Origin of the sequence: Dyadobacter sp. CY261, assembly GCF_021440085.1 — a bacterium.
In the GTDB taxonomy this organism is placed as follows: Bacteria; Bacteroidota; Bacteroidia; order Cytophagales; family Spirosomataceae; genus Dyadobacter.
This window is the reverse complement of record NZ_JAKCPW010000008.1, coordinates 220,631-238,373: the sequence shown is the minus strand read 5'-3', so window position 1 is coordinate 238,373 and position 17,743 is coordinate 220,631. Positions and strand designations below refer to the sequence as shown.

Genomic DNA, 17,743 nt, shown 5'->3' with positions numbered 1-17,743 from the left:
TCTAATAATCTGTCTTAATGTTCCAAACCGTGGCATCTAGCTATTTTATCTTTTTAGTACAACTATTTTAGAGACTTTTTGTAACCGGTTATTTATTATAAATCATTGATTTTGTGTTATTTGTTCGGTTGACACTTATATAATTTAAACGGATTTTAACTGTATTTTGACATTAAAATGAGATTAAAATTGCATACACAAAGTGCCTAATTTCTTAGAAAAGATCAATTTATTGTTCATAGTGGAATTGAAATAATACAATTAAATATTTATTTGAATATATTTTACGAATATTAGATTATTTAATGATTTCAAATCGATATTTTTGGATTGCATAACTATATTAACCTGACTAAATACGATGAAAAAAAATTACCTTCACCTGGGAAGCAGGCTGTTGTGTTGCGTGCTTCTTTTTCTCACCTCTTACGTTAGCTTCGGCCAGGACATAACCATTACCGGAAAGGTGATGGATGAACAATCGGGGTCGAGTTTGCCAGGCGCGTCAGTCACATTAAAAGGCTCCACCACGATTGGGGTTACGACGGATGCTGATGGTCAATATTCCATTAAAGTGCCTTCGAGCGCTCAAATCCTTGTCTTTTCGTTCATTGGTTACACCGCCAAAGATGTGGCAATCGGTAACAGGACGATTATTGACGTAACGATGACGAGCGATGTCAGCGCATTGGAAGAGGTGATCGTGACGGGATACGGATCCCAGTCGCGGCGTGACATTACCGGTTCGGTAACAACTGTGAATGCGAAGGACCTGCAATCTGTTCCTGCCACTACATTTGCACAGCAATTGCAGGGTCGGGCATCAGGTCTGAACATTGTGAATGACGCAACACCCGGTGGTAACGCCACAGTGCGTATACGGGGGTTCGGTACAATCGGTAACAACGACCCGCTGTTCATTATTGACGGCGTGCCGACTGAAAACCAGGGCAACCTGAACCCGAACGACATCGAGACGATACAAATTTTGAAAGATGCGTCTTCCGCCTCAATTTATGGTTCACGTGCGGCCAACGGTGTGGTCATTATTACTACTAAGCGCGGTAAGATCGGCAAGCCGGTGATTTCGTTCAATGCCTATTATGGAACGCAAAAGGCGTACAAGGAAGTGGAAGCGCTGAACTCCGAAGAATTGGGCCGATACCTGTACCTGGCTGATAAGTATGCAGGAAAAACGCCTTCGCACGGACAATACACTTTTGGTCCCAACGGGGAAGTTACCTTGCCGGACTATGTGTTCCCGAGCAAAGGCAAAGAAGGAACTCCGGACGTTGACCCCGCAAAATATTCCCTCGTGCCAGGTAACATTTATGCGATAACCAAGGCCGCGGACACCAACTGGTGGAGAGAACTCACATCAACAGCACCCATTCAAAATTATCAGTTATCTGCCAGCGGTGGTACGGAAAACAGCCGCTATGCATTGTCGGTTGGTTATTTTAGTCAGGACGGGGTCGTGAAATTCATTGGTTACGACCGCTACACCATTCGGGCCAATACAGAGTTCTCGACCGCCAACAAGCGTTTCCGGGTAGGAGAAAACCTTGCGGTTTCGTTTGATAACCGGAAGGGAGGCTTTGGGAACAACCAGGAACAAAATGCGGTGTCGGGTAGTTACAAACACCATCCTTTGCTACCTATTTATGATATCAAAGGCAATTTCGCAGGTTCTCGCGGCGCTAACCTCGGAAACAACTCCAATCCATATGCTACGCTCTTCCGCGAGCAGGACAACCGTACTTACCGTTTGCGGGCTTTTGGTAATGTCTACGGAGAGTTTGATATTATCCCCAACCTGACCGTTAAAACAAGTCTTGGTATCGACGGCGTGAGCCAAAGAGGCCGTTACATTGGTCGTGCTAACCCCGAATACGTCGAAGGAAGCTTCAACAATGGTTCCACTTCAACAGATTATTATTCATACCAGTGGGTTTGGACGAATACTTTGAGCTACTCGCGGAATTTTGGTACAAACCACAAGGTAGACGCATACGTCGGTGTGGAAGCGATCCGGGAGTTTGCTGAGGAATTTGGGGCCAGCCGTTCTGGTTACGCTTTTGAAATTCCTGCCATTATCAATTATCTGAACCTGGGTGACGCGACGAAGGCGACCAACTTTGGCGGCGTGAACCGTGATTACAGCCTCTATTCCCAATTTGGAAAGGTTAACTACGCATATGCTGACAAGTATCTGGTCCAGTTCATTTTGCGTAATGACGCCTCTTCGCGTTTCCAGCAGGCTTCCAGAAATGCGGTATTTCCAGCATTTAGCTTAGGATGGCGGTTGTCGGATGAAAATTTCATGAAATCCGCCGGCTTTATTAATGATATGAAGCTGCGTTATGGATGGGGTAAAACCGGTAATCAAAAAATCGGGGACTACAACGCTTACACAACCTATCGTGCCAACATCTTCAATGCAGGTTACCCGATCGATGGGTCAAGCAGCCAACCTACCATTGGTTACGATGCGGCCTCTTTTGGGAACCCTAATGCGAAATGGGAAACCACCACGTCCAATAACCTGGGTCTGGATGCAACTTTCCTGAACGACGCGTTGACGCTTGAACTGGACTTCTGGAACCGGAAGACAACCGATATGCTGTTCTCGACCCCGATCACTTACACGGCGGGTGATGCCAATGCGCCTTCTTTTAATGTTGGCCAAATGACCAATAAGGGTATCGACCTTGGGTTGTCATATCGCAACACAGCCATGAAAGGCGAACTACGCTACGGTGCTTCCGTGAACTACTCGATGTACCGCAATACCGTGGATAAACTCGACGAAAGTGATAATACCAAATACTTCGGTGCGGGATCGCGTGTGCCCTCGGTGACGCTTACACAGGCGGGCCTGCCGATCTCCTCCTATTATGGCTACAAAGTGTTGGGTATCTTCCAGTCGGATGAAGAAGCCAAAGCATGGGCACCTTACGGCTCCTATAATAAGGCGGGTAAGTTCAAAATTGCTGATATCAATGGAGATAAAAAAATTACCGACGACGACCGTACGGTTATTGGTAACCCGCACCCCGATTTTGTATATGGTGTGAATGTAAATATCGGCTATAAAGCCTTTGATCTCACCATTTTTGGTAATGGTGTGGTGGGGAATGAGATATTTAGCTATCTGCGCTATTTTACAGATTTCAACACATTCCAGGGTAACCGTGCCAAACGTGCGTTGTACGATGCATGGCAGCCCGACCACAAGGAAGGTACTGTGCCCATCATGGATGCAGACGACCAGATCAGCAGCCGCCCATCCAGCTATTTTGTTGAAAAAGGCACCTATTTCCGTCTGAAAAACGTCCAGCTCACATACTCTCTACCTAAAACGGTTGCAGCGAAGATTGGTTTTAGCAATGCGCAGATCTACGTGCAGGGGCAAAACTTGTTTACAGTTAGCAATTACAGTGGTCTGAACCCCGAAATCCAGACAGGTGAGGACCGCACGCTGGGCTTCGATGGCGGTTACATGCCGGTATCGCGGACCTTCCTGGTAGGCCTTAACGTATCATTCTGACACCGGTTTTTCCTATTGATCTTAACTTATTCAAAATATATGAATACGAGAATCTTTAAATATATGCTTTCGGTGGGGCTGGCGATCGGGATAGTCTCTGCTTGTAAGGACGAATTTCTAAGTCGCGATCCACAGGGCCAATACAGCCCGACGGCCCTCAAAACGCCTTCGGGAGTGGAAGGCCTGCTCATAGGGGCCTACGCCATGATCGACGGGCAAGGTCTCGACGGTCAGGACTCCTGGAATAATGACATTCAAAGCTGGGTTTTCGGTGGGCTTGCCTCCGATGACTCCTACAAAGGGACCGATGCCGGTGACCAGCCAGAACAGTCGTTTATCGAAAAATATGACTTTCAACCCACCAATAACCACATCCGAAACAAATGGCGTGGTTTGTTCAAGGGGGTAGCCCGTACCAACGATGTGATCAATACCCTGGCAGAAGTGCCGGAAGTGAACGACGCCCGTAGGAAGCAAATTATCGCCGAAGCGAGGTTCCTCCGCGGGTTGTTCCATTTTGAAGCCAAGAAAATGTGGAAAACGATCCCGTACATCGACGAAACGATTTACAAGCTGGACGACCTGGAAAGTACCAAAATTCCGAACGACAAAGATGTATGGCCGATGATCGAAGCCGATTTCAAGGCAGCCTCGGAAAGCCTTCCCGAGGCGCAATCGCAGGTGGGCCGTCCGACAAAATGGGCTGCGCTGGCTTTCCTGGCCAAAGCATATATGTATCAGGGCTGGAATGTCTCTACTGGCGCTGCCAATGTGGCTGTCCTGCAAAAAGCCAAGCCTATTCTCGAACAGATCATCGCTTCCGGCAAATTTACACTGGCGCCCAAATTCGAGGACAATTTCCTGATCGGAACTCGTAACAACGCCGAATCAATCTTCGAGATCCAATATGCAGTTTCCAGCGCCTCCGGCGATGCTGCCGATGCGGGAGTTGGTTTGGCACACCCTTACATTGATCCATGGGGTTGCTGCGGATTTTACCAGCCATCGCAAAACCTCGTGAATGCATTTAAAACCAGCGCAAACGGTCTGCCGCTTTTAGATACGTTCAATGACAGCGATGTGAAAAACGATCAGGGTTTGAAGTACACCGATCCATTTGAACCTTATACCGGTACGCTCGACCCACGTCTCGATCAGACAGTAGGCCGGCGCGGAATTTTATTCAAGGACTTTAAGATCCACGGAAGCGACTTTATCCGTGACCAAACTTATGCGGGACCCTATTCTCCTAAAAAACACATTTCCGAAAAGGCTGGCTTTGGTATCAATGGCTGGGGTAACCTTTCGAGCAACAATTACCGCATTATGCGCTATGGAATGATATTGCTTTGGTTGGCCGAATGCGATGTGGAATTGGGTAATCTTGAAAATGCGAGAAAGTTGGTTAATCAGATCCGTACCCGTGCTGCGAATCCTGCCGGTTTTGTGAAAAAGGCAGTTCAAGGTCCGAAATCGAGGGATGATTACACCGTTTTGAATGAGCCGGCGGCGAATTATGTGATCAAAACGTATGACCAGCCCTGGACAGATGCCACCACGGCACGTAAAGCGGTACGTTTTGAGAGCCGTCTGGAATTTGCAATGGAGGGTCACCGTTTCTTCGACCTCCAACGCTGGGGCATTGCCGCCGAGGTGCTGAATGCGTACGTCACAGTGGAAGCTAATAAAAGAGTTTATAAGAAAGGAGCGGTCTTTACCAAGGGCAAAAATGAATTTTTCCCGATTCCGCAGGAAGCGATCGACCGATCCTACAAAGCAGGTGCGGCTACTCTTGTCCAAGACCCTGCCTATAAATAATTTGGTTAAAACCAGTATTTGTTAAGCGTTTGTAATCAGAAAAGCCCCGGCATATGTGCAGGGGCTTTCTTATTGCATGTAACTGGTTTCTAGTTGACGCTGATGTCGTGCGAAGGTTTTTCCGCACCGGGCACAATCGGTAAAACAAGTTGGAGAATGCCGTTGTTATATTCGGCCCGAATGTTCTCGGTATCAACACTGTCATCGATCATAAATGTTCTTTCAAATGACGTTTTATCAAACTCCTGGCGGATCCAGTTGCGCTTCTCGCGCAGCTCGTCTTTGAACTCATAAGAAATACTGAGCTCAAAACCTTTTATCCTGATGTTGAAATCTTCCTTGCTGCGATCGGGGGCAAATATCAGCATTTCGTAGCTGTCGCTATTTTTGAGAATGTTGACAGGCACTTTATACCCGCGATGTGGGCCGAAATCGCGTCCGTGGAAGTCGTGGCGCATCCCGAAGCCACGGTGTCCGAATCTGTTATTACACATGATATTAAATGGTTTTTAGTTGATAGTTGATTAAATCTTTTGAGGGCTGTACCGGAACGGATCAGTCAGGTATTCCCGCTCCCGGCCACCGGATAGATGATTGGGATAATCATAAAAATGGGTGTGATATTGCCTCCACCTGCGATAGCGTCTTCTTCCTGAGATTAGTCTGAAAATCAGTCCGAGAAAAAGAAAGAAAAATAATGCTTTAAAGATCAGGAAGGGAATAGCGAACAGCAGCAAGCCGCCCAGTACCGCCGCCCCTATTACTTTTGAAATGACGATGAACATGGTTTTGATTAATTTAGTCCAGATGAATAATGCGCACATTTTGTGGCTATGTTCTTGCAGACGGACAATGGGGAGAAATACTTTAAATATCCGAAAAAAATAAACCCGGCAGGGAGGCCGGGTCGCTGGATCGTTCATTATCTGTTCTCAGGTGGTTTTCTCCATCGGTTTCGCATTTCCTGGCGAAACCGAGTGCGTTCTTCATCTGTCATTTTCATCCATTTGCTTTTCCAGGCAAGTGCTTCCTCACGTGCTTCCTTACCGAAACGCCTGTTGAACCTGCCCCATTTGGGTGGATGCCGGTGATGGTCGCGTCCTCTGAAACTTCCAAAAAGTATTTTACACAAAACAAACAATCCTACCGCCTGCCAGTAGCTAATAGGATTGAAATTGGCTGCTGCGGGAAGAATGGCGTTCCAAAGCCATTGCACAATCGCGCCAAGGCCGAATGCTGCGATCAGGACAAAAACCGGCACCGCAAGCCGAAATCTTCTACCTCTGTTTTGCGGGTTCATCATGGTCAACAAATTTAGTAATTTACAAACTCCCGGTACACGCTTTCCAGCCGTTCGCGCAGATGGCGCACGGCGTAGCGTTTGCGGGAAATCAATGTTTTAATATTTTCTCCGGTACGATCAGCGATCTCCTGGAACGTCTGGTCTTCAAGCTCATTCCATATGAATACCTGCCGCTGATTCTCCGGGAGTTCGTCCAATGCCAGATTCAGTTGTTCCCAGAACAGGTCTTTCAAATAGGCTGTCTCCGGCGTATTGTCGTCGGCGAGAAGGATATCCTTAAAACGGAATTCGCCGTCTTCATCTTCATAGCTGTAATCTTCCAGTGAATCGGGCTTCTGTTTCCGGTATTTGTCGATGATCCGGTTGCGTGCCACCCGGTAGAGCCAACTGCTCATCTGCTCTATCGCCTCTATCTCCGGAACCGTGCTCAGTTGATACCATACATCCTGCAAAATATCCTCCGCATCCTCGTCCGTATTAACGCGCTGCCGTATAAATCCCAGCAACTGCTTGCCATAGGAGGTGACGGTTTGGATGATATTTGGCTTTTTCTGCGACAAGCGAGGTTCTTAACGGTTACTGGGATGGCAGACGTGGAGCATGACATAATACTTTAAATCGTATGGGATTTTTTTGCCGCAAATACCTCAATGAACACGAAGTCAACGGCATTTAGCTTCCCGAAGGTTTTGGCAGTAAAGCCCATTAACATTGTATACTATTTAAAAATATAAGAAAAGTACAAATATAGGTATTTGTACTTTTCTTATAGAACTGGCAAATTTCAAACGACTTACTGTATTTTTTGTAGAAACGTATAATTATTCCAATATTAATGCATCATTGAAAAAAGAACTTTCACTACTCTAAATGGTGCTTGTTGACTTTTAATCACAATGTTGGGTACCTTTGTAATGTCCAAAGAGCAGAAATCAACGAAGAAAAGCTGCTTTAAGAACTTAGAAAGGTAAATGCCTGAAAAGTACAAATTGTTGACATTGAATTAGACATTAAACATTAACATAAAATGAAAAAAACTATTTTAGCAATTGCAGTTCTGGTGGGAGTATCAACTGCAAATCTTTCAATCGCTGCTGATAAAGCAAAAGAAAACAACGCTGCATCTATCGAGCTCGTTTCAGGTGGTGAATTGAAATTCAAACTGTCTCTTGAAAGCGTAAAAGAAAGATCTTCGCTGGTTATCAAAGATTACACAGGAACAATCGTTTACAGCACCTCAATTCCTAAGGCTGAAAACTACTCGAAAATTTTCGACCTGTCGAACCTGGCAGACGGAAATTACAGCTTCGTGATCAACAATGGCAGCGAAATCACTACCAAGCCATTCGCGATTTCTACTGAAACAAAACGTCAGGTAACAGCAGTTATCAAATAACATTTACGCGCTGAACGCGCCGCTTGACGGCAAGATTGGCCGGCTTGTTGAGGCATCAAAAAAGGCAGTCCGTTTTGGACTGCCTTTTTGCTTTTTATCCCGGCTGTTTTAGTAAGCCATTACCTTCTTCTCGTTGCTACTCTGGAATGCCAGATCAATGACGCGGCAGGTCCGCAGCACCTCTTCCGGCTTCACCGCCAGCTCGGCGCCATTTACGATCGCATCGTAAACATTTTGATAAAATGGTGCATAGTCACCAGCTTCACTCTCGACAATGCCTGTAAACGCCTCGCTGTACAGTTTCCCCCAGCGATTTTCCGGCTCCACGCCCCAGGGCTTTTCGGTTGGCAACACATTCTTCCGCAATGTCTCTTCCTGAGGATCCAGGCCACCTTTGATAAATGAGCCTTTTGTTCCATGCAGTACATAGCGCAAATGGTTTTCATATACCATCAGGCTCGATTTGACGATCACCGACTTATCCGGATATCCAAGGCGAATATCGAAGTAGTCGTCGATCTCGCTATTCGGGCGAACGATTCTGATATCTGCGGTCACGGTTTCCGGCTCGCCGAACAATACCAATGCCTGATCAACGAGGTGCGGGCCGAGGTTATACACATTTCCTCCTACCGGAACCGCCCTTTCTTTCCATGAACCTGCTACTGCTTCACGATAGCGGTCGTAGCGGCATTCGTACTCGATAACATCGCCGAGCTTGCCTTCTTCAAGCAGTTTCTGGATTGTCAGGAAGTCGGAATCCCAACGGCGGTTTTGGTAGGCTGTCAGTACCAATCCTTTTTTCTTAGCCACTTCTACCAATTGCCGAGCTTCTTCTTCTGTTGCCGAAAATGGCTTTTCAATCACAACGTGCTTGCCATTCTCGAGTGCATCCAATGCGTATTCGAAATGCGTGTCATTGGGCGTACAGATGAAAACCAGATCAATGGCCTCATCGCTCAGCAACTCATCCACCGACCGGGCATTGCCGATAGACGGGTCGAATTCCTGCGCCTCGTTTTTGGATCTTTCGACCACCGTTTTGATTTTGAAATTAGGATTGGTGCTCAGGAACGGCGAATGAAAATACCGCCCCGACAAACCGAAACCGATTAAACCGACATTGAGAATTTTTGAAGGCATAGTTTAAAATTTTGCTTTGGCACAAAGGTAACCGTCTGATAAAAATGAGCAAGGAGCCCGGCCATGTAGTTAAGGATTGCAATTTCAGATTCGACTCATTAACGTTATATTTGACTAGCATCAATGCCTTTTGCCATGACAACGGAGGAAAAGAAAATAGAGATTACTGCGAAAATCGCCAGCCTGGAAAATGAAGAGCTGATCGATAGAGTGGACGATCTCTGGATTTCCCTGAAAATGACCAACTATCTCATCGACACACACATACTTCTTGAAAATTACACAATTATCACACAAGACTGGAAATTCGCAGATTATCAGGATATGGTGACTATTCTGTGGAAATAGTACATCAAGGCAACACAAACGCCACATATCGGTCGCCTGACTTCGTATTCAACTTCCCGCCACCACAGGCAATGACAACATATTGCTTGCCATTCACTGAATAGGTGCTGGCAGAGGCATATCCGGCAGCAGGTAGTCCCGCTTGCCATAAAATTTTACCCGTTTCCTTATCAAATGCCCTGAACTGCTCGTCGCGGCTGGCGGCGATGAAGATCAGGCCGCTGGCGGTTACCAAAGGGCCGCCGTAGTTATCGGTACCGGTAGGTGGTATGCCTTTGACGGTTAATTCCTTGTATTCACCCAATGGAACCTGCCATTTTCTTTGACCGGTATTCAGGTCAACGGCGGTGAGCGTGCCCCATGGCGGCTGACTTACGGGATAACCATTGCGATCGTACCACCGGTTATAGCCGGTATGCTGATAAGGAACCTGTGTTTTGGAGTCGATCGTGATGCTTTCCTTGTCTCCCTGGTTGGTGAGGTAAGCGATAACAGATTTCTTCTCCGCATCGGAAATATGCGTGAATGAAGGCATCATACCCCGACCACTTCGCAAAATAGCTTCGATTTGAGCAGGTTTAAGCCGTTTTTCCAGATTGGCGAGTGAAGGGTAGGAGCCATCGTGGTTTCCCATCTTGTCGGCACCGTGGCATGCTGCGCAATGCAGTTGGTACAGTTGCGCACCGGTTACACTTCCGGATTTCTTCGGGACTTGCTTTTTTACCAGCGAAGTATAAACCGGTATTTCCTTGGCAGGCACATACATAATGCCATTCGGGTCCGTCGCTGCGCCGCCCCATTGTGCCCCTCCGTCCGTTCCCGGATAGAAAATGGTCATGTTGGAAGTAATGGGAATGTAGGCGCTGCCTGTTTTAGCCTTGGAAAGCAATTGAACAAGGGAATCCCGGTCGGCAACGAAGGAATTGAAATCGGCTGCTGTGAATTGCTGCCGTGTAAAAGGAACCGGCAATGTCGGGATAGGCTGTGTTGCGCTTCCCTTTTCCCCTTCAATAGCTCGGAAATTAAATGCGGTTTCTTTAATTGGAAACAGCGCTTTTCCGCTTACCCGGTCCAAAACGAAGACATAGCCCTGCTTGGTAACCTGCACAACTGCGTCCGTTCGCTTGCCGTTGTGTGTAACGGTAACGAGGTTAGGCGGGGAGGGCGGGTCGCGGTCCCAGATGTCGTGATGTACGAGCTGGTAATGCCAGAGGCGCTTGCCGGTAGCGGCGTCGAGCGCGATAAGGCAATTAGCGAAGAGGTTATTGCCCGGACGATTACCTCCATAAAAATCGTAAGCGGCCGAGCCCGTAGGAATATAAACAATGCCACGCTCGCGGTCGATAGCCATACCGGCCCAGGCGTTGGCACCGCCAAAGTTTTCACGCGCATTGGCAGGCCAGGTATCCGCACCAAATTCACCTTTGGCCGGAATCGTCCGGAATGTCCAGGCCAGTTTCCCCGTGTGCACATCATATGCACGTACGTCGCCGAGTAGGGCCGTTTCCGACTCATTGACCCGTGCACCGGTGATGAGCAGGTTTTTATAAATGGTGTTTGGCGTATTGGAAGTAATATAATCATCCGCGCCAGGGCGGTCGATACCATCTTTCAGATTAATACGCCCATTTTCGCCGAATGTCATGATCGGTGATCCATTGGCTGCGTTTAATGCATAAATATATTTTCCAGCTCCGAAAAAAATACGCTTCTCATTCCCATCCGTCCAGTACGTTACCCCGCGGCTCAGCGTGCCGCCATTATCGGTCAAATTCGTTTTCCAAATCTCCTGGCCATTGGCCGCATCTACTGCGAATGCCTGTATTCCCGCCGACACACCGTACAAAATGCCGTCGATGATGATGGGGTTGCATTGCATTTGTGTGCGGTTCCGTACGGTATCCGCACCACCTGATGCGTAGGTCCAGGCCACTTTCAGTTGAGCTACATTAGCTTTTGTAATTTGGCTCAATGCTGAATAATGGCTGCGTGAGCCGTCGCCATTGTATTCGGGCCAGTTATGATCTGCCGGTTGTGTGCTGATCACAAAGCCACATAATGCGGCAAATGAAGCCGTGAGGAGGATGGGTGTTAGTTTCATGGTAAGTGGGCTGGGAAACGGTTTCAGGCGGCTGCCCAGAGTTCTTTCAAACGTGCCAAATCACGCTTCATCGCATCGAAAACTACTTTTTTGTCCACTGTAATTTCAAATGCACCCTGATCAGCCCCGCCCAGCGGATATTCAAGGTGCAGACAAATCGGAACGTCTACCTTCAAGTCTTTCAATAATTTGAAATAGGTTTTAAAATCAACCATTCCTTCACCCAGCGGTACGCTTTTTACAGCCCATTTACCGGCATTATTTTTCTCCCAATAAAAATCCTTGATCACAATGGTTTTGATATGCGGACGGATCAGATTGAAACCCGTTTGCCAGGAAAGGCCGCCTTCGACCGTGGCATGGCGGATATCGTATTGAGCGCCCATTGTTTTCTGATTGGCTTTTTGAAGGATTTGCCAGATCTCGAACATCGAAGCACCTACCATCCGGCCGGAATGGTTCTGGTAACAGCCGTAAATTCCGAGCTTTTCATTCAGCTGGCTTAGCCCTGCCATTTTGGTACTGAGTTCGCCTAGTTGTTCGGGAATGGCTTTCTGTTCGTTATAGCGGTACCAGTTCATGCGGTAATATTTGAAACCCAGCTTGGCCGCCGTTTCGAGCAGTCTTTTGTCGACTGGATTGGTCGCGTCTTCAACTGCCGTACAGAACATCTGCGGCGCGAGCCCAACTTTTTTCATTGCCTCCACGGCAAGGGGCAGGTCGGTTTCCACTTTTTCGGGCAACACATGGCCCTTGGGCCGAACGGTAAGGTCGATGCCGTCAAAACCGAGTTCTTTGGCCACTTCGGCCATGTTCTGGTAGTTTAGGAATTGCAGGTGTTTGGAAAATATATTGACTTTCAGATCACCTGCTGCGGCGTGGATCGGGCTGGTGAATGTATCCTCTGACAGCGACGGAATAATGCTGCCGGCGAAGGCGCTTTTGATGAGAAAATCTCTGCGGGAAAGATCCATAGAATTGTTCAGGATTTAGTAATGACGAAACTGTGTTTGCCTTTTGGTTTTAATGTCTTGCTGGTGAGGATAATGCGCGTAACCGGATTGCCGTCCCATTTGGTTTTAAAGCTATTGTATTCCATTCCTTCCGTTGATGGAAGTTCGGTTGAAACCGTCCAGCTCTTCGGATCATAAGTAAGTGAAACCGTTTTTTTACCGGAGGTGGTCAGCATGATTTTGCCGGGAGTGCTCATATTAACCTGGCACACGGTCATAAATATCTGCTGTAAAGAATCAGGGTTCTGTTTCAACGTATAATCGTCTGCGATTTCGACGACATTTTTAGCACGGTTCAGCTTTACGATCCTGTTCCAATTCTGCACACCGGCTTCCTGTGGGTATGCGGGCGCGATGTCCATCGCTAGTGAAACCTCTTTGTCGGAAACACTACTTTTTACATTCCTCGCATTGAACTGCTTGCCGGGAGGTTGGCCAAAGCCGTTCACGATCGGTAGGTTATGGTATTGCGACTGGGTAAACCAGAGCTCATATCTTCTGGAAGAAAACGTCCGCGCGGTGTAATTGCCACGACCTGCATCGACGATCACCGGTTCGCCGTCGGCATATACGATAAAATCACCCACGTCATTATGGTTATGGCTTTCGGCATTGTGCCCGGCATGCGTGGCGAGGTACAAGCCATTATCCGAACGAGCCGTGAGTACTTCAATGTCCGACAGCCAGGCATTGGCGACAGGGTTGTAGGTTTTAGCCTTGTCTTGTTTTAGCTTCGAGGTGGTCATCAGGTTCCAGACTTTTCTGGGGCGCTGGTTGCCATTGCCGCCGGTCACCGCCCCGAACTGACCGTAAGCCCATTCGCCGAATGCAGTTAGTTCCGGGTCTTTTACCGCTTGGCCGAAGCGGTAGAGCATCAATCCATCCGGTTTGAGCTTAGGATCGGCATCGGCGAAGTTGACGAAATAGTCATTCGCAATATGCACTTTGTACACATAGGCGGCCATTTTGCGGATGAGCTCGTTATCGTAAATGTCGATCTTTCCATCGGTGGCGCTTTCGAGGATCGCGAGTGCGTCATAGGCGCTTGCACCGGCGGCAAACCAGTAGCTGGGGCCTTCGTCGCAGCCGCCGTCTTCGCCCAGGCTGTTGAAATACCGGTCGAGGAAAACTGTGTATTGATAGGCATTAGCGCTACGTTTTTGCGCATCCTTTTCAAGGAGCAGGTCAGCGATGAGCAGGTTGGAAACAATCCATGGGTTCCAGTTATTGACCGGGTTTGTCGTGCTGAGCCAGCCGTAACGATTGGGTTGTTTGAGTGGCTCAAATATCTTTTTATTCGTTTCAAAATAGATACGCGGGCGGATCAGCGGCGAAATTTTAGCCAGTTTTTCACCTAAAAAATAATCGGTGAGCGCGAGTACTGCGGCAGTTTCCGCACCGAAGAGGTCCACTGTCGGATCTTCCACATCCGGCAGGCCGTTTTTGGCGCGTTGTGTGCTTAAATGTGCAGGCACGCCCCAATAGGTCTCTTCGCAAATGGCCCACACAGAGTTTGCAATGGCCTCCATAAACCGGTCTTTCCCCTCCACCGATTCGGCCAGGACGAGGTTCATGAGCTGGTTGCGGCGGCCAAATGACGCCGCGGCATGTCTTTCACGATCGCCGCTTCGGGTAAAATCGAGCAACAAGCTGGCAGTTACCATCGGAATGGGTTTCTGGAATGCCTCTTCTCCGGCTTTAATGATTTTTGCCAATTCCGCAGGGTCAGTTTTGGATTTCCATTCTTCGGGTGTTTTGGGATAGGGAGCCCATTTGTCGAGTGGGATCAGGGCTTCGCTGAATGCACCCTGGTTATACTTTTGAGCAAAAATGTTACGCTGGGTGACTTGTGCATTGGCCCGCAAGGATAGTAACACGGCAAATGCCAGGAGTATTCGGATCATAATGGCTGTGGTTTAGGAACTTGAATGCGGTTTCGATATAAGACTCCATTATCCAGTAGAATCACTGACTTCGGCCTTTAATTTAAATTCAATCAGGATAATTTTTTGAAAAAATATGAATACCGACCGTTTGAATCGCCGCGATTTCTTGAAGGCGGGTGCTGTCATTTCCTCTTTTATGATCGTGCCGCGGCACGTCCTGGGCAGAGGTTACCAAGCCCCGAGCGACATGATCGCATTGGGTTTTATCGGTTGCGGCCGTCAGAGCGGCGGGTTGCGCAACCGCTTTCTGGATACCCAGGAAACCCGCATTGTGGCGGCTTCCGATGTTTACTCGATCAAACAGGACACATTCGTGAATGCGACTAACAAATGGTATACCGAAAAGCTAGGCCAGGGTACCTATAAAGCTGCAACCGGCATCAAGGACTTCCGCGGGCTATTGGATCGCAAGGATATCGACGCGGTGGTAATCGCCGCGCCGGACCATTGGCACGCAGCAATGGCCGTGCGTTCGGCTGAGGCGGGAAAGGATATTTACTGCGAAAAGCCGCTTGCATTGACTGTGAAAGAGGGTAGGGCTATGGTGGACGCGACGAGAAAGCATAGCCGCGTTTTTCAGACGGGAAGCATGCAGCGTTCGGCCCCTGAGTTTACCAAAGCGGTTCAATTGGTGCGAAGCGGGGCGATTGGAACGGTGAAGAAAGTGTATGTGAATGTAGGCGGACCTCCCAAAGTTTGGGATTTGAAAAGCGAAACCAAGCCTGATGGACTGGACTGGGCCTTATGGATGGGCCCGAACAAAACCAAACGGCCTTACAATAATGAACTTGCTCCTGCCATGGAGGCGACATTCTGGCCCAAATGGCGGGATTACACAGAGTTCGGCGGCGGCGGCATGACCGACTGGGGTGCCCATATGTTCGATATTGCGCAATGGGGGTTGAATATGGATGGAAGCGGCCCGGTGGAGCTGATTTACTCAGAACCCGGAAAAGGGCTTGTTTACAAATATGCGAACGGCGTTGAAATGATCCATCGGCCGATGGAAGGAAAACCGCATTGCCATTTCGTGGGCACTGATGGCGAAGTTTTCGTAGCCCGCGGCGAACTGAAAACAACTCCCGAACCACTGAAGGACAAGGCTTTCATTGCTGGTGACGCAGGTGTTTATGTCAGTACCAATCATTACAAAGACTTCCTGAATGCGATCCGAACCCGGAAGCCGCCTATTTGCGATGTCGAGACCGGCCACCGCACGGCTTCGGTATGTAATGTTGGGAATATCGCGTACGGCTTGGGACGTTCGCTCAAATGGGATCCGGAGAAAGAGCAATTCGATGGGGATAAAAAGGCTAATAAGCTACTTGGCCGCGCCATGCGGAAAGAGTGGAAAGTATGACGGCGGCTCGGGCATAAAATTGTCATGGTTTGTCCAAATTGTGTATTTTTGTAACATGATTGGACAGCCCACGGTTATTCGTTTTAAGGAACTCGACGAGCTTGAAGACGTTTCGGAAGTGCTTCTCAGACTTGGTGCGGAAACACCGGTCTGGCTGTTTGAAGGGCATATGGGGGCTGGCAAAACGACGCTTATCAAGGCATTATGCAACCATCTCGGAGTCACCACCCACGTGCAGAGCCCCACATTTTCCCTGGTGAATGAGTATGACGCGGGCGGGAAAACAATCTATCATTTTGATTTTTACAGGATTAAGGACGAAACAGAAGCCCTGGACATGGGTGTCGAGGAGTATTTGGATTCGGGTAATTTCTGCTTTGTCGAGTGGCCGGGGAAAATAGAGGACCTTTGGCCGCTAAATTATATGCGACTGCATCTGGAGGCGGATGAAAGTGGCATGAGAATATTGGAAGTCACCAAGGTATAAGAGGTCACATTTAGTCAGTTAAGTTTCACACTTCATTTTGCCAGTCAATGCCACAACCTCAGATTACCGGTTTTGAAGAGCTCGCCAAACAGTCGGCGCTGTATCCTCAGGAATCATTAATGGCGGTCCGTAAGGATCAGAATTCATTGCATATAGGCTTACCGAAAGAAGTTTCATTGCAGGAAAACCGCATTGCGCTTACACCCGACGCGGTGGGGATCCTGGTCAGGAACGGGCATGAAGTGTGGGTGGAGAAAGATGCTGGCAGGGGAGCCAACCTATCTGACCATGAATACAGCGAAGCCGGTGCAAAAATCGTCCACAGTCCGAAGGAAGTGTACCAGGCTAATGTAATCCTAAAAGTGGAGCCGCTGGTGGAAGATGAGTTTGGCTTCGTAAAGGCCGGTACCACGCTGATTTCTGCATTAAACCTTCCGGCGCTGGAAAAGCAATATTTTGAAAAGCTCAATGAACTGAAAATAACCGGTATTGGCTACGAACTGATCGAGGACAAGGTAGGAGGAAAGCCGATTATCCGTGCCATGGGCGAGATCGCCGGCAGCACTGTGCTGCTGATTGCCGCGGAATATCTTTCGACACCCAATGGTGGCCGGGGCATTATACTCGGTGGCATTACCGGTGTACCGCCTACCAAGATCGTGATCCTGGGTGCAGGGACGGTCTCGGAGTATGCCACGCGTGCTGCGTTGAGCGTAGGCGCGGATGTGAAGGTTTTTGATAAACATATTTACCGGCTCCAAAGGCTGAAATACTCGATCGGGCAGAATCTTTACACGTCCATTATCGACTCTGATACGCTGGCGGAGGCCATCGGCCGGGCGGATGTGGTTATTGGTACTATGCGTGCCGAGAATGGATTGAGCCCGATGGTGGTAACGCGCGAAATGGTCTCGCAAATGAAACCGGGCTCCGTTATCATCGACGTCAGTATCGATCAGGGCGGTTCATTTGAGACATCAAGGATGACTACCCACAAGAACCCGATATTCAAATACAACGAGGTAATTCATTATTGTGTGCCCAATATCCCGTCGCGTGTAGCGCATACGGCGAGTACAGCACTTAGCAATGTATTTTTACCTTTTTTACTCCAAACGGGCACTATCGGAGGCATCGAGGAAATGATTTATGCCAATCGTTGGTTTATGAAAGGAGTGTACTGCCACAAAGGCACGCTCACCAACTCACATATCGCCAGAAGTTTCAACATGCGTTACAAAGACCTGACATTGTTGCTCGCGGCGAGGATGTGAGACA

Annotated in this window: 15 protein-coding genes; 7 read left to right on the top strand and 8 right to left on the bottom strand. The window is 48.3% G+C overall.

What is annotated here, in order from left to right:
* Positions 1-361 precede the first annotated feature (361 nt).
* Both LZD49_RS22430 and LZD49_RS22425 read left to right on the top strand, forming a co-directional pair.
* On the top strand, positions 362-3,550 hold the full coding sequence (locus tag LZD49_RS22430) for a TonB-dependent receptor (RefSeq protein WP_234669907.1): 3,189 nt from the start codon (positions 362-364) through the stop codon (positions 3,548-3,550).
* Between the two features lie 39 nt (positions 3,551-3,589).
* Entirely contained in the window at positions 3,590-5,368 is a 1,779-nt protein-coding gene (locus LZD49_RS22425) for a RagB/SusD family nutrient uptake outer membrane protein (protein WP_234669906.1), read from the top strand.
* A gap of 89 nt (positions 5,369-5,457) precedes the next feature.
* Here LZD49_RS22425 and LZD49_RS22420 read toward each other — a convergent pair whose 3' ends face one another.
* The 4 genes from LZD49_RS22420 to LZD49_RS22405 all read right to left on the bottom strand — a co-directional run bounded on the left by LZD49_RS22420 (position 5,458) and on the right by LZD49_RS22405 (position 7,231).
* Complete coding sequence (locus tag LZD49_RS22420) at positions 5,458-5,862, bottom strand: Hsp20/alpha crystallin family protein (protein ID WP_234669905.1); 405 nt, start codon at positions 5,860-5,862, stop codon at positions 5,458-5,460.
* A gap of 30 nt (positions 5,863-5,892) precedes the next feature.
* The gene (locus tag LZD49_RS22415; protein WP_234669904.1) at positions 5,893-6,153 is read right to left on the bottom strand and encodes a hypothetical protein; all 261 of its coding nucleotides are present in this window, start codon (positions 6,151-6,153) and stop codon (positions 5,893-5,895) included.
* A 137-nt stretch (positions 6,154-6,290) separates the two neighbouring features.
* Positions 6,291-6,671: a hypothetical protein gene (locus tag LZD49_RS22410; RefSeq protein ID WP_234669903.1), complete on the bottom strand. Its 381-nt coding sequence runs from the start codon at positions 6,669-6,671 to the stop codon at positions 6,291-6,293.
* A gap of 11 nt (positions 6,672-6,682) precedes the next feature.
* On the bottom strand, positions 6,683-7,231 hold the full coding sequence (locus LZD49_RS22405) for an RNA polymerase sigma factor (RefSeq protein ID WP_234669902.1): 549 nt from the start codon (positions 7,229-7,231) through the stop codon (positions 6,683-6,685).
* Positions 7,232-7,698: 467 nt separating this feature from the next.
* On the opposite strand from LZD49_RS22405, the gene LZD49_RS22400 reads away from it, so the two are divergent.
* Positions 7,699-8,067, top strand: coding sequence for a hypothetical protein (locus tag LZD49_RS22400; protein WP_234669901.1), 369 nt, complete (start codon positions 7,699-7,701; stop codon positions 8,065-8,067).
* A 108-nt stretch (positions 8,068-8,175) separates the two neighbouring features.
* Here the strand turns inward: LZD49_RS22400 and LZD49_RS22395 are convergent, their stop codons facing one another.
* Positions 8,176-9,210, bottom strand: a complete 1,035-nt coding sequence (locus LZD49_RS22395) for a Gfo/Idh/MocA family oxidoreductase (protein WP_234669900.1) — start codon at positions 9,208-9,210, stop codon at positions 8,176-8,178.
* A 135-nt stretch (positions 9,211-9,345) separates the two neighbouring features.
* Between LZD49_RS22395 and LZD49_RS22390 the strand changes: the two genes are divergently transcribed.
* Complete coding sequence (locus tag LZD49_RS22390; RefSeq protein ID WP_234669899.1) at positions 9,346-9,558, top strand: hypothetical protein; 213 nt, start codon at positions 9,346-9,348, stop codon at positions 9,556-9,558.
* Between the two features lie 4 nt (positions 9,559-9,562).
* Here LZD49_RS22390 and LZD49_RS22385 read toward each other — a convergent pair whose 3' ends face one another.
* The 3 genes from LZD49_RS22385 to LZD49_RS22375 are packed head-to-tail and all read right to left on the bottom strand — an operon-like array spanning position 9,563 to position 14,576.
* On the bottom strand, positions 9,563-11,659 hold the full coding sequence (locus LZD49_RS22385; RefSeq protein ID WP_234669898.1) for a PQQ-binding-like beta-propeller repeat protein: 2,097 nt from the start codon (positions 11,657-11,659) through the stop codon (positions 9,563-9,565).
* 23 nt (positions 11,660-11,682) lie between these two features.
* Positions 11,683-12,633 (bottom strand): sugar phosphate isomerase/epimerase, encoded by a 951-nt coding sequence (locus LZD49_RS22380; protein WP_234669897.1) that lies wholly within the window; start codon positions 12,631-12,633, stop codon positions 11,683-11,685.
* A gap of 8 nt (positions 12,634-12,641) precedes the next feature.
* The gene (locus LZD49_RS22375) at positions 12,642-14,576 is read right to left on the bottom strand and encodes a heparinase II/III family protein (RefSeq protein ID WP_234669896.1); all 1,935 of its coding nucleotides are present in this window, start codon (positions 14,574-14,576) and stop codon (positions 12,642-12,644) included.
* 115 nt (positions 14,577-14,691) lie between these two features.
* Here LZD49_RS22375 and LZD49_RS22370 point away from each other — a divergent pair, with 115 nt between their 5' ends.
* Genes LZD49_RS22370 through LZD49_RS22360 form a run of 3 tightly spaced genes read left to right on the top strand, consistent with a single transcriptional unit; the run spans position 14,692 to position 17,739 of the window.
* A complete protein-coding gene (locus tag LZD49_RS22370) occupies positions 14,692-15,978 on the top strand; it encodes a Gfo/Idh/MocA family protein (RefSeq protein ID WP_234669895.1) in 1,287 nt (428 codons plus the stop codon).
* A 55-nt stretch (positions 15,979-16,033) separates the two neighbouring features.
* Positions 16,034-16,465 (top strand): tRNA (adenosine(37)-N6)-threonylcarbamoyltransferase complex ATPase subunit type 1 TsaE, encoded by a 432-nt coding sequence (gene tsaE, locus LZD49_RS22365; protein WP_234669894.1) that lies wholly within the window; start codon positions 16,034-16,036, stop codon positions 16,463-16,465.
* 47 nt (positions 16,466-16,512) lie between these two features.
* The gene (locus tag LZD49_RS22360) at positions 16,513-17,739 is read left to right on the top strand and encodes an alanine dehydrogenase (protein WP_234669893.1); all 1,227 of its coding nucleotides are present in this window, start codon (positions 16,513-16,515) and stop codon (positions 17,737-17,739) included.
* The last annotated feature ends 4 nt before the right edge of the window (positions 17,740-17,743 follow it).

Excerpts from the sequence above, each read along its gene's own strand:
- LZD49_RS22380 (WP_234669897.1), bottom strand. The coding sequence starts at position 12,633 with ATGGATCTTTCCCGCAGAGATTTTCTCATCAAAAGCGCCTTCGCCGGC.
- LZD49_RS22420 (WP_234669905.1), bottom strand. The coding sequence starts at position 5,862 with ATGTGTAATAACAGATTCGGACACCGTGGCTTCGGGATGCGCCACGAC.
- LZD49_RS22415 (WP_234669904.1), bottom strand. The coding sequence starts at position 6,153 with ATGTTCATCGTCATTTCAAAAGTAATAGGGGCGGCGGTACTGGGCGGC.
- tsaE (WP_234669894.1), top strand. The coding sequence starts at position 16,034 with ATGATTGGACAGCCCACGGTTATTCGTTTTAAGGAACTCGACGAGCTT.
- LZD49_RS22425 (WP_234669906.1), top strand. The coding sequence starts at position 3,590 with ATGAATACGAGAATCTTTAAATATATGCTTTCGGTGGGGCTGGCGATC.
- LZD49_RS22410 (WP_234669903.1), bottom strand. The coding sequence starts at position 6,671 with ATGATGAACCCGCAAAACAGAGGTAGAAGATTTCGGCTTGCGGTGCCG.
- LZD49_RS22390 (WP_234669899.1), top strand. The coding sequence starts at position 9,346 with ATGACAACGGAGGAAAAGAAAATAGAGATTACTGCGAAAATCGCCAGC.
- LZD49_RS22375 (WP_234669896.1), bottom strand. The coding sequence starts at position 14,576 with ATGATCCGAATACTCCTGGCATTTGCCGTGTTACTATCCTTGCGGGCC.
- LZD49_RS22385 (WP_234669898.1), bottom strand. The coding sequence starts at position 11,659 with ATGAAACTAACACCCATCCTCCTCACGGCTTCATTTGCCGCATTATGT.
- LZD49_RS22370 (WP_234669895.1), top strand. The coding sequence starts at position 14,692 with ATGAATACCGACCGTTTGAATCGCCGCGATTTCTTGAAGGCGGGTGCT.
- LZD49_RS22430 (WP_234669907.1), top strand. The coding sequence starts at position 362 with ATGAAAAAAAATTACCTTCACCTGGGAAGCAGGCTGTTGTGTTGCGTG.
- LZD49_RS22400 (WP_234669901.1), top strand. The coding sequence starts at position 7,699 with ATGAAAAAAACTATTTTAGCAATTGCAGTTCTGGTGGGAGTATCAACT.
- LZD49_RS22360 (WP_234669893.1), top strand. The coding sequence starts at position 16,513 with ATGCCACAACCTCAGATTACCGGTTTTGAAGAGCTCGCCAAACAGTCG.
- LZD49_RS22395 (WP_234669900.1), bottom strand. The coding sequence starts at position 9,210 with ATGCCTTCAAAAATTCTCAATGTCGGTTTAATCGGTTTCGGTTTGTCG.